This window comes from Bradyrhizobium sp. NAS96.2 (genome assembly GCF_001908235.1).
Classification (GTDB): Bacteria; Pseudomonadota; Alphaproteobacteria; order Rhizobiales; family Xanthobacteraceae; genus Bradyrhizobium.
Map to the genome: position 1 here is coordinate 1 of NZ_LGHK01000128.1, position 12168 is coordinate 12168.

Consider the following 12168-nt stretch of genomic DNA (forward strand, 5'->3'; position numbering starts at 1 on the left):
CGGGCGATGACAGGTGTAGTGGGCGCGAGATTCCCTCCACACGTCGTCCCTGCGAAAGCAGGGACCCATACTCCGCGGCAGGAATAGTGGAAGGGACTCGTCGTTCTAGCATCGTTCAACAATAACCATCGGTGGTTATGGGTCCCTGCTTTCGCAGGGACGACACTGAGTGTGTTGCGCTGTCTGTGAATCAGGCTTCCGCATTCCCCCTGTCATTCCGGCCCATCAATGATCACAAAATCCCCGTCCGAATATTTCTGCCGGATCGCCTTGGCGGCCTGATAGTCCGCACAGGTGTAGCATTTCATCGCGGTGGTGCGATCCTTGAACTCGATGACGAAGTTGCGCTGGCGCGTTGCGCCCTCCACCACTTCGTACGGGCCATTTCGCACGATGAAGTTGGCACCGTATTTCTCGAATACCGGCATCGCGGCGGCGAGGTATTCGGGATAACGGGCTTCATTGTGCACCGTGACGTGCACGATCCAGTAGGCTTTCGGCATGATGGTCTCCGGCTGAGGCGATGCTAAGAGAACAGTGGCGCACCTCCTGCGAGATGCGCCACGGCATCAGAAAATTCCTCACGCGGAGATTCAATTCACGATCGCGCGGTTGGTGTGTGACGTGCCGATCAATTGCCGCCCGCGAGCCGCGCGCCTGTCGCGGTCGCCGCGACGACATCGCTAACAAGGTCAAACACACCGTCCGCCTTGGGCGGCGCGTTCGGCGAACGGCCGAGCCGCACGATGACGAGGCGCTGTGACGGCACGATAATCACATACTGCCCGATCGTGCCCTTGGCGAAGAACGCGTCGCGCGGCCAGCCGTGCTCGACGCGATACTTGGCGCCAAAACTGTCGCCGAGATTGGTCCAGAAGCCCGCGCCGATGCCAACCCAGGCGTTCGGCGTCGGCGACGCCGAGTACTTCACCCAGCCCGCAGGCAGGATGCGCCGGCCACCGACCACGCCGTCGTCGAGATAGAGCTGGCTGAACCGCGCCCAATCGCGTGCGCTCGCCATCATCGCGCCTGATCCTTCCGGCGTGCCGACCGCATCGAACTGCATGACGACGTTGCGCATGCCGAGCGGATCGAACAACTCAGCCCGCGCGAAGCGCAGCACGTCGGCAGCACGGCCGCCGGCCGCGTCGCGGATCAGATGCGACAGGATGATGAAATTGCCGTCGTGATAATTCCATGCCTGGCCCGGTGCCGTTTCGAGCGGAATGCTCTCGGCGTAAGCGGCCATATCCGATTCCATGTACTTCATCCGATTGACCGGTTCGAGCGCGGAGGCGAGCGAAGCCTGCAGCGAACTGCCGAGCGCAAGGCCCGCAGTGTGGCGCAACAGCTGATCGACCGTGATCGCATGCCTGGGATCCTTCGGGTCCTGCCAGGCAGCGATCGGCACCGGCTTACCAATCGCAAGCTTGCCGTCACGCACCAGGACGCCGATCAGCGCCGAAATCACCGATTTGGTCGCGGAGAAGCCGAGCAGCGGCGTGTCGGTGCCGATGCCGTCGGCGTAGCGCTCGGCGACGATGCGGCCATCCTTCATCACGACAACCGCGCGGGTGCGGCGGAACGGCGGCTCGGCCGGTTCGGCAAAGGCGCGATCGAGCGCGGCCGCGAGCTGCGGGCTCTGCGGCGCTACAACCGCGGGGCCCGCGATCTCGGGCAACAGGGCGGCCTGCGGCCGTGCAGGCGGCAGCGCGATGTCCGCCAGCGTCTCGCCATGTTCGAGGGTGCAGCCGACACCTTCACGATAGACCGCATGGCTGCGGCCGAGCCCGAACAGCGTCACGGTGACGTCCCTGCGGTCGAGGTCGACCTCGGTGTCCATCGCCCAGGTGATCAGGCCGGTGCCGGGCATCGCATCGGTGGTCTCGGTGAAGTTCCGCTTCGGGTCGAGCCCGCTGACGAAGGTTTCGGAGCAGATGATGTTGGCGACAAAGCCAGTCGCGACCTTCGGCACGTCGCGGGCGCGGGCGGCGGACCAGCCCAGCGCGCCGAGGGCAGTGGTGGCGGCGAGAATGAAGATGAGTTTTCGACGGGTCACGGAATCCTCCGGCATGCGAGAGTGCGTGGCTGGAGGAAGCAAGAACGGACGCGGAAGGGCTCGCCGGATTTGGAAATCGGGCTAGCTGAAGGTTGGAAGAGACTGGCCGATTTCGGAATTGTCTCGTGATTACAACGCCCCATCGTAAGGGACGCGCCCCAGTCAGGCTCCCTCCCCCCTTGCGGGCCACAAGGGGGGGAGGGAACCCTGTCGCCGGTGCGTCCCTCACGACGGAATAGAGCAATCACGCCGCGCTCGCCTTCAGCTTCCGATACTCCGTCGGGGTCACGCCGGTCGTCGCCTTGAAGGCGCGGTTGAAGGGGCCGAGGGACTGGAAGCCGGCATCCATCGCGATGGTGATGACGGGGACTTCGGCCTGCGCGGGGTCGGCGAGCGCGGCCTTGGCTTCCTCGATCCGGTGGTTGTTGAGGAAGACATTGAAATTGCGATAGCCGAGCCGCTGGTTGATCAGCCGCCGCAGCCGGTATTCGGGAATCTTCAGCCGGGTCGCCAGCGTGCCGATGGTGACGTTGTCCTGGCGGTAGATCCGCTCGTCCGCCATCAGGCGCATCAGGGCATTGACCAGCTTCTGGTCCGCGGCCTCCTCCATCGCGGCCGGCGGCGCATTGGCAATGACGGGCTCGACCGGCGTGGCGAACAGATCGGCGCCATCGACGCGCATCATCGCCCAGGTGATACCAGCGACGATGGCGGCGAGCACGGCCGCGTTGAGCAAATTGGCCCACTCCACGGTCACGCGGCTGCCGGCATAGGCGATTTGCAGCAGCGCGTTCATGCCGCCGTACAGCGCCGAGGCCGCGACGATGAAGACACGGACACGGCGGCGGCGCTCGACCAGATCCGCCGACCATGATCCGACGGTCTGCGCCACGGCAAGCACGATGAAGACCAGCGTCAGCAGATTGACCGTGGTAATCGCCGCCTGCGCGTGGCCGCCCGGCGCGATCCACATGCAATTGACGAAGCTGAACGCGACCACCGCGGCCCAGATCAGACCGTGCCACCAGCGCAGGACGAAGGCGTCATCGAACAGCGCGCGGGTGAACAGCCAGAACACCACGATGTCGCCGGTCGAAAGCGCGATCAGCGGCGCGTGCCAGACCGAGATCGGCGGCCCGGCGCCAATCGACGCGGTCACCGCATGCGCGGCCGCGCCGAGCGCGAAGGCGATCACGAGCCACCCCGCCAGCACGTTGCGGAAATCCGCGAACATCGAGGCCGCAAGCACCAGCAGCAGCGTCACCGCGGCGGCGCGCAGGCAGAGTTCGGTTGCGGCCAATGTCATCGGTCGAAAGGATCTCCGGGTCAGCCGAACAATCGTCGCTCAGGCGGGGTTTTTCAAGCCCGATCGCGGCGCCACCGCTCGCGCGCCGTCACCCAGATATCGACGACATCGCCCTCGAGCTTGCCCGGCCCCTCGTTCACGGCGCCGAGCCGTCGCGCCACGGCTTGCGAGGCCACGTTGGCCGAATCGACGCAATGGATGATGCGGTCGACGGTGAAGTTGGCGAACACAAAGTCGATCGCGGCGCGCGCCGCCTCAACCGCGTAGCCCTTGCCGCGGCACTCCTTGGTAATGCCCCAGCCGACCTCGAAGCCGGGCCATTCGGGCGGATAATACGGCCCGACGCGACCGATGTAGCGGCCGGAGGATTTCTCCTCGACCGCGAACATGCCGAAACCATGCAGCGCCCAGTGGCCCGAGATGACCGCGGCATTGCGCCACCCCTTCAGCTCCGAGGTGACCGGCTGATGATCCGGCGTGATGAAACGCGCCGTCTCGGGATCGGACAGCATCCGCGTGTTGTCGGCGATGTCCGATGCGCGCCATGGCCGCAGGATGAGGCGCGCGGTCTCGATCACGGGACCATCGACCCGCAACAGTCTTGCATCGGGCTTGATCAGAGAAACCATCGGCAGCTCCGGTTTCCAAGATTATGCTGTTATCATGCGCTCGCACGCGCCAAAAGCATGTCGTCGTCCCTGCGAAAGCAGGGACCCATAACCACCGAGTTCAGTTGGTGCGCAGGCTGGGGCCCCAGCCTTCGTAACATAAGCATTTGTGGTTATGGGTCCCGGCTCGCGCTTCGCTTGGCCGGGACGACGAACGGAGTATGATCGGAATGAAGTACAAAGGAGTTTTGCGATGAGCTGGCAGCCCTCGACCGATCCCGAACTCGGCGATCCCAAGACCTGCGACGCGCTGGATCTGATCATCGTGCCGCGCACCCGCGATCTCGGCGACGGCTTTGCGGTGCGCCGCGCGCTGCCGCATGGCAAGCGGCAGATGGTCGGACCCTTCATCTTCTTCGACCATTTCGGCCCGGTGCAGTATCTCGCCGGCAAGGGCATGGACGTGCGGCCGCATCCGCATATCGGGCTCGCCACCGTCACCTATCTGTTCGACGGCAGCATCATGCACCGCGACAGCGAGGGCAACATCCAGGAGATCCAGCCCGGCGCGATGAACCTGATGACCGCGGGCCGCGGCATCGCGCATTCCGAGCGCACCCCCGACGTGCAGCGCCGCGACGGCCAGAAGATGCTCGGCCTGCAGAGCTGGATCGCGCTGCCTGAAGGCAAGGAAGAGATCGCGCCCTCGTTCCAGCATTATGGCGCGGGCGACCTGCCGATGATCTCGGAGCGCGACTTCACCGCGCGCGTCATCGCAGGCTCCGCGTTCGGCATCAGTTCGCCGGTCAGCATGGTCTCGCCCTGGTTCTACACCGAGGTCACCGCTAACGCCGGCACTTCGCTCCCGCTCGACCCCGATCACGAGGAGCGCGCGATCTACCTCGTCGACGGCGAGGTCGAGATCGCGGGTGACCGCCATGAGGGGCCGCGGCTGCTGATCTTCCGGCCCGGCGACCGCATCACCGTGAAGACGCTACGGCCGACCCGGATGATGTTCCTCGGCGGCGATGCCCTGGAAGGGCCGCGCCACATCTGGTGGAATTTCGTCTCCTCCTCCAAGGAGCGGATCGAGCAGGCCAAACAGGACTGGAAAACCGGGCGTTTCGCGCAGGTTCCGAACGAACATGAGTTCATTCCGCTGCCGGAGTGAGCTATTTCCTGTGATAATCTCTAACGCCCGCACGCCGCGTGCGGGCGTTCGTCTTTGAGAAGCCAGCCGGAAAGACCCACGCCATGACCGCGATGCTATCCAGCGATTTGCCCCTGCCCCGGATCGGCCGCGGCAAGGTGCGCGATATCTACGCCGTCGGCGACGATCGCGTGCTGCTGCTCACCACCGACCGCATCTCGGCGTTCGACGTGGTGATGGCGGAAACCATTCCGATGAAGGGCGCGGTGCTGACCCAGATCAGCGCCTGGTGGTTCCGGCAGCTCGAAGGCACCGTGCCGCATCACATGATCAGCGCCGATGCCGACGAGATCATCCGCGCGGTGCCTGAACTGAAGAACCATCGCGCCGACATCCTCGGCCGCGCGATGCTGTGCAAGCGCACCACCGTGTTCCCGATCGAATGCGTGATCCGCGGCTACATCTCCGGCTCGGCCTGGAAGGAATACGCGGCCGAGGGCACCCTCGCCGGTGAGAAGCTGCCAGCGGGCCTGGTCGAGAGCCAGAAGCTCGAGCCCGCGATCTTCAGCCCGGCGACCAAGGCCGAGGCCGGCCATGACGAGAACATCACGGTCACGCGGGTGCGCGAGATCCTGGGCGCTGACGTCGCCGCGACGCTGGAGAAGATGGCGCGCGACGTCTACGGCTATGGCGAGCAGACCAGCCGCGCCCGCGGCATCATCATTGCCGACACCAAGTTCGAGTTCGGCACCGACAAGGACGGCCGCATCATCCTGATCGACGAGGTGATGACGCCGGATTCCTCGCGCTTCTGGGCGGTCGATGCCTACAAGCCCGGCCAGCCGCAGCCGAGCTTCGACAAGCAGCCGCTGCGCGACTATCTCGACGTCGAGCGCCGCGCCGGCCGCTGGAACGGCGACGCCCCGCCCCCGCCGCTGCCGGCGAGCGTAGTGGACGCGACGAGCAAGCGGTATCTGGAAGCGTATCGCCGCGTCACGGGCAGCGAGCTGAAGATTTAGCCGAGATCCTTCCAACCCATCACCGTCACCCTGAGGAGGCCGCAACGCGGCCGTCTCGAAGGGTCGACGGCCCCGCTGGTGGCCGTACATCCTTCGAGGCTCGCTGCGCTCGCACCCCAGGATGACGGATGACGGGGTGAGAGGCGCACTCCAGCAGACTTGAACCACCGTCATTGCGAGCGAAGCGAGGCAATCCATCCCGCGGCTTTGCAGAGATGTGGATTGCTTCGTCGCTTTCGCTCCTCGCAATGACGCCATCCAATTCAGGTGAATTCTATTCACCACCGTTGAAGACAAACCTTTTGTCGCCGCCTCTGCCTCCCTGCACTCTCCGCCCAAAGCGGAGAGCGCGCGATGCGGCAACTGACTTATGTCGGCGGCAACAAGGTCGAATGGTGGGACGTTCCCCCGCCGAGGCTCCACGATGACCGCGACGCGCTGGTGCAGCCGCTCGCGGTGACGCGCTGCGATCTCGATCTGGCGATCGTCCACGGCCGATCGGGTCTTGCAGGTCCGTTTGCGCTCGGACATGAGACCGCAGGCCGCATCGTCGACATCGGCGGCGCGGTGAGGAATTTCGCGCCCGGTGATCTCGTCATCGTTCCGTTCCAGATCAGTTGCGGTGCCTGCGACCGCTGCCGGCGCGGCCACACCAATGCCTGCACGGCGGTGCCGTTTCGCTCCTCCTACGGGCTGAAGCCGGTCTGCGGCGTGGAATATGGCGGCGGCCTGTCCGACCTGATCCGCGTGCCGTTCGCCGATCACATGCTGGTCCATCAACCCGAAGGTCATCCCCTGTCGCAAACGGCGGGGCTTGCGGATGGCGCGACCGACGGCTTCAGCGCGGTGGCGCGCTGGCTCCAGCAACGGCCCGGTGCCGACGTGCTGGTGATCGGCGGTTTCGCGCATTCGCTCGCGATGTTCGCGGTGCAGGCGGCGGTGGCGCGCGGCGCGGGCCGCGTCGTCTATCTCGACGATCATGCGCCACGCCTCGCCAAGGCGAAGTCGCTCGGCGCCGACATCATCGAAGCGCCGGCCGGCCTCATGATCGAGCCGCCCGGCCTGTTTCCGATCGTGATCGACGCGGCCGCTACCGACGCCAGCATCCTGTTGGCATTCCGTTCGACGGAACCGAACGGCATCTGTCAGCGCATGTATGGCGACTTCGCCGAAACCACACCGGTGCCGCTCCGGCACATGTACGGCGTCGGCATCACGCTGAAGGTCTCGCGCGTCAATGTGCGCGCCGAACTGCCCGATTGCGTCGCCCATGTCGCGGCAGGCCATTACCACCCCGAACATGTGATCACCCGCCGGGTCCGTTTCGAGGATGCGCATGAGGCGATCGGAGATCCGACCATCCGCGTCGCCTTCGTTCGCGATGGCATTGCCTGACGGGGACCGCTAGGTTGGCTCCAACCAACAAACCCAGGGAGCGACCCATGTCCGATGCCGATACCGTGCTCGTCGAGCGCGATGGCCCTGTTACCATCGTCTCCATCAACCGTCCGCACAACCGCAACGCCGTCGACGGTGCCACCGCGCGCAAGTTGTATGACGCGTTCCTAGCGTTCGACGCCGATGCCAGCGCATCGGTCGCGGTATTCACCGGCACCGGCGGTTATTTCTGCGCGGGCGCCGATTTGAAAGCGGTGGCGGCGGGCGATCCCAACAAGAAGCGCGAGGTCGGCGGCCACAACACGATCGCGCCGATGGGACCGAGCCGACTGCGGCTCTCGAAGCCCGTCATCGCCGCGATCGAAGGCTATGCGGTCGCCGGCGGCATGGAGCTCGCGCTGTGGGCCGACATGCGCGTGGTCGCGGAGGACGCGACCTTCGGCGTATTCTGCCGCCGCTTCGGCGTGCCGCTGATCGATCTCGGCACCATCCGCCTGCCGCGGCTGATCGGCCACTCCCAGGCGATCGATCTGATCCTGACCGGACGCCCGGTGGCAGGCCCCGAGGCGCATCGCATGGGGCTCGCGAACCGGCTGGTGCCGAAAGGCGAAGCGCGCGCGCACGCCATCGCGCTCGCCAAGGACATCGCGAAATTCCCGCAGACCTGCATGCGCGCCGACCGGCTGTCGGCGCTGCGGCAATGGGACCTCGACGAGGAAGAGGCGATCAGGAACGAGATGCGCGGCGGACTCGATGTGATCGCCTCGGGCGAAACCTTGTCAGGGGCGACGCGCTTTGCCTCCGGCATCGGCCGTCACGGCGCGTTCGGCAACGAGGTCGGGAACGGGTAGGCCAGGACGGGGGTCTTTGCGTTCCCGCCGCGGCCATGCTGAGCTGTCGTACTCATTCCGGAAGCAGAAAATGCCCATACAACCGATCGCGACCGAGCTGAAGACCTTCACCATGTCAGATGTCCGCCTGGCGAACGGCGGCGTGCTGCCTGAAGTCACGATCGCGTACCGCACCATCGGTACGCTCGCGCCAAACCGTGACAACGTCGTGCTGATCACACACGGCAACACCAGCGGGCCGCAGATGATCGATCCCGGCGGATCGACCGGCGAAGGCAGCTGGTGCGAGATCGTCGGCCCCGGCAAGGCCGTCGACACCAATCGCTACTTCGCGATCTGCCCGAACATGCTGGGCTCGTCCTACGGCTCGACCAACCCGGCGAGCATCGACCCGCGGACGGGCCGGCACTACGGGCCGCGCTTCCCTGATATCACTGTCAGCGACATCGTCGCGACCCAGCGAGCACTGCTCGATGGTCTCGGCATCGAGCGGCTGGTTGCGATCGTCGGCCCGTCCTATGGCGGCTTCCAGGCGTTGCAATGGGCGGTGAACTATCCGGCTGCCATGCGCGGCATCGCCGCCGTCGTCACCGCACCGCTGGTGCCGCGCGAGCGCGCCGAGGGCAATGTCGCCCGCCTGATGGCGGGGCTGTCGCAGGATCCGAACTGGAACGGCGGCGATTACTACGATTACGGCGGCGTGCTCGAGAGCATGATCCAGATCCGCACCGCGACGTTGAAGAGCTACGGCATCGAAAGGCGGCTGCGCGATACGCTGACCGATCCCGCTGCCATCGAGGCCACGATCCGCGCCGAGGCCACCGAATGGGCCAGGGGGTTCGACGCCAATTCGCTGCTGGCGCTTGCAAAGGCGCTGCGCGGCTTCGACGTGACGGCGCAGTTCGGACGGATCAAGGCGAAGGTGCTCTACGTGCTGTCGCGGACCGACAAACTGTTCCCGCCGGAGCTCGCGCAGCAGGTGATGCCGGCGCTGAAGGCCGCTGGCGTCGACGCCGATTACTTCCTGCTCGACAGCGATTACGGCCACTCGGCGTCGGGCCGCGACGCGCATAAATGGGCGCCGCGGTTGCGTGCGTTCATGGACAGCCTCGGTTAGACAATCGGAACGCATCCGCTCCGGCCGCCTGCACCCCAGCCGTCCCCGCACGGGGGGCTAAAAATGCACGCGTTGAGAACCGGTTGTCACAAAAATCCTGTTGTCGTCCTGCGCCGGGCTCGTCTACGACTGGCGGTGAGAGTTCAGGACATTTTTTAACGTGATTAGTCGATCGCTTTATTTCGGCTCGCGGGCGCGGCGGGCCATGCACGACATTCTCGGCGGCGGTGCGGCCAGTGTGCTCGGCATCACCTTCGGCCTCTCCTATGCGCTGCTGATCTTCGCCGGACCCTTGTCGCCCTATCTGTCATACGGCGTCGCGGCGACATTCATCTCCTCGGCGGTGCTGGCGACGTTGATCGCGCTCGGCAGCTCGCTGCCGTTCGCGGTCGCCGGCCCCGACAGCTCCACCGCGGCGGTGACGGGAATCCTGATGGCCTCACTGGTCGAGCGCGTCAACGCCGCCAATCCTGCTGCCCCGCTGCTGACGCCGGTGCTGATCACGCTCGGGCTCTCGACCATCGTCACCGGCATCGTGCTGTGCTGTCTCGGGCTGACGCGGCTCGGCCGCGCCATCCGCTACGTGCCTTACCCCGTGGTCGGCGGGTTCCTCGGAGCGACCGGCCTGCTGATCGTGCTCGGCGCGATCAGGGTGATCACCGGTTACCCCGTGCAGCTTGGCACCCTCTTCCACTTCACCAACATGATCACGATTTCCGAGCTCAGCGCCGCCTGCGCGATGGCGCTGGTGCTGTACCTGACCTGGCATCGCTCGCGCAGCCCGTTCGGCCTGCCGGTCATCCTGGTCGGCGGCGTGATCGTGGCGCATATTGTGTTCTGGATCATCGGCCTCACGCCCGAGGAAGCGCACCTGACCGGCTGGACCTTCGAGCCGCCGCCGGCATCGACCTTCATGCTGCCCTGGCACGCTGCCGAGCTCGCGCAGTATCCATGGTCGGCGGTGCCGGACCTGCTCGGCAACATGATCGCCGTCGTCTTCGTCACGGCGGCGAGCACGCTGTTCAACACCACCGGCATCGAGGTCGCGGTGCATCGCGAGGCCAATCTCGAGCGCGAGCTCAACATCACCGGCTTCGCCAATATCGTGACCGGCGCGCTGGCCGGCTATGCCGGCTGCATCTCGGTCAGCCGCTCGATCCTCAATTTCTCGAGCGGCGGGCGCGGCCCGCTGTCGGGACTGACGGTCGCAGCCATCTCGCTGCTGATGCTCGCCGTGGCGCCGCAGCTGCTCGGCTACATGCCGAAATTCGTGCTCGGCGGGCTCCTGATCTATCTCGGCGCCGACCAGCTGCACAAATGGATGATCGAGTCGCGCAAGCGGCTGTCGCAGACCGAATATGTGTCGTTGCTCGCGATCATCGCCATCATCGTGGCCTGGGGCTTCGTGCCCGGCATCCTGATCGGCGTCATCATCGGCTGCGCCACCTTTGCGCTCAGCGCAGCGCGAGTCGAGGCGATCAAATACGGCTTCGATGGCTCGGAGTACCGCAGCTCGCTGGATCGATCGCGCGACGACCGGGACGTGCTGCTGGCGCATGGCGGCAAGATCCAGGGCCTGACGTTGCAGAGCTATTTGTTCTTCGGCTCCGCGAACCGGCTGTACCAGCACGTCAAGGCGCTGCTGCGCGAGCATCCGGAGTGCCGCTATCTGCTGTTCGACTTCAAGCTCGTCACCGGCGTCGATTCGTCGGCGGCCTACAGCTTTGCGCAGATCAAGCGCAGCGCACACGAAGTCGGTGTCGAGCTCATGCTGGTGCATCTGTCGGCCAAGGCCGAACAGGTGCTGCGCGCCGGCGATTTCATCACCGAGGGTGTCTCCGTGATCGACGAGCTCGATCATGCGCTGGAATGGTGCGAGAACCAGATCATCGCACAGCACCAGGAGCTGGCGCAGGAGGAAGCCGATCTGCGCGGCTGGTTCACCGGGCTGCTCGACAGCGAGGACGACGCCGACACGCTGATCCGGCGCTGCCAGCGGATCGAAGTCGACGCCGGCGAAGTCATCGTGCACGCCGGCGATGCCGCCGATTCCATGCACTTCATCCTCGACGGCCGCGTCGGCATCATGGTGCCCGCCGATGACGGCCGCACCACGCGCGTGCGCAGCCTCGGCCGCTACACCACGATCGGCGAGATGGGTCTCGTCGCGAACACCCCGCGCAGCGCGACCATTCAGGCCGAGATGGCGAGCGTGCTTTATGTGCTGAACACCCACCAGTTCGCGGCGATCCGCGACGAGGACCCCGAGCTCTGCCACAAGCTGCTGACGTACTTTGTCTCTGTGATGGCGGAGCGGTTGACCTTCGCCAACCGCACGATTGCGGTGCTGCGGCGATAGCTTGCGATGAAGTGAGCTTCATCGTTGGCCACGGCGGGACTCGCCCCCCTCTCCCGCTTGCGGGGGAGGGCCGGGGTGGGGGGTCTCACCACTGTCCGACCGGGTTGATGCCTGACATATTGGACCGGGCTGATGGCTGACAATATCCGGTCATCGTGGTGCTGTCTGCGCCGTTTGCTGTGCGACGCGGAGCCGCGCACGCGGCGGAGCAAAGCGCAGGAAACGGCGCTCGCGATCGATCAACCCGAGATCGCGGCCGCAGAAGCGTACGATGTGGCCACCGGTGTCGTGTTCGCAGAGG

10 protein-coding genes are annotated in these 12168 nt (G+C 65.7%); 6 read left to right on the top strand and 4 right to left on the bottom strand.

Going from position 1 to position 12168, the window contains the following annotated elements; genetic code table 11:
- Positions 1-212: 212 nt before the first annotated feature.
- The 4 genes from AC628_RS26095 to AC628_RS26110 form a co-directional block, all read right to left on the bottom strand.
- Positions 213-503, bottom strand: a complete 291-nt coding sequence (locus AC628_RS26095) for a DUF1330 domain-containing protein (RefSeq protein ID WP_074129687.1) — start codon at positions 501-503, stop codon at positions 213-215.
- 128 nt (positions 504-631) lie between these two features.
- Positions 632-2059 (bottom strand): serine hydrolase domain-containing protein, encoded by a 1428-nt coding sequence (locus AC628_RS26100; RefSeq protein ID WP_074129693.1) that lies wholly within the window; start codon positions 2057-2059, stop codon positions 632-634.
- 244 nt (positions 2060-2303) lie between these two features.
- Positions 2304-3365, bottom strand: coding sequence for a helix-turn-helix domain-containing protein (locus AC628_RS26105; RefSeq protein WP_074129688.1), 1062 nt, complete (start codon positions 3363-3365; stop codon positions 2304-2306).
- Between the two features lie 53 nt (positions 3366-3418).
- Entirely contained in the window at positions 3419-3994 is a 576-nt protein-coding gene (locus AC628_RS26110) for a GNAT family N-acetyltransferase (RefSeq protein WP_083633142.1), read from the bottom strand.
- A gap of 232 nt (positions 3995-4226) precedes the next feature.
- Here AC628_RS26110 and AC628_RS26115 point away from each other — a divergent pair, with 232 nt between their 5' ends.
- The 6 genes from AC628_RS26115 to AC628_RS26140 all read left to right on the top strand — a co-directional run bounded on the left by AC628_RS26115 (position 4227) and on the right by AC628_RS26140 (position 11867).
- Positions 4227-5144, top strand: a complete 918-nt coding sequence (locus tag AC628_RS26115; RefSeq protein ID WP_074129689.1) for a pirin family protein — start codon at positions 4227-4229, stop codon at positions 5142-5144.
- An 83-nt stretch (positions 5145-5227) separates the two neighbouring features.
- Positions 5228-6142: a phosphoribosylaminoimidazolesuccinocarboxamide synthase gene (locus tag AC628_RS26120; RefSeq protein WP_074129695.1), complete on the top strand. Its 915-nt coding sequence runs from the start codon at positions 5228-5230 to the stop codon at positions 6140-6142.
- Positions 6143-6496: 354 nt separating this feature from the next.
- Complete coding sequence (locus AC628_RS26125) at positions 6497-7537, top strand: zinc-dependent alcohol dehydrogenase (protein WP_074129690.1); 1041 nt, start codon at positions 6497-6499, stop codon at positions 7535-7537.
- A gap of 47 nt (positions 7538-7584) precedes the next feature.
- Complete coding sequence (locus AC628_RS26130) at positions 7585-8391, top strand: crotonase/enoyl-CoA hydratase family protein (protein WP_074129691.1); 807 nt, start codon at positions 7585-7587, stop codon at positions 8389-8391.
- Between the two features lie 70 nt (positions 8392-8461).
- The gene (locus AC628_RS26135) at positions 8462-9508 is read left to right on the top strand and encodes an alpha/beta fold hydrolase (RefSeq protein ID WP_074129692.1); all 1047 of its coding nucleotides are present in this window, start codon (positions 8462-8464) and stop codon (positions 9506-9508) included.
- Between the two features lie 205 nt (positions 9509-9713).
- Entirely contained in the window at positions 9714-11867 is a 2154-nt protein-coding gene (locus AC628_RS26140) for an SLC26A/SulP transporter family protein (protein WP_083633143.1), read from the top strand.
- Positions 11868-12168: the final 301 nt, after the last annotated feature.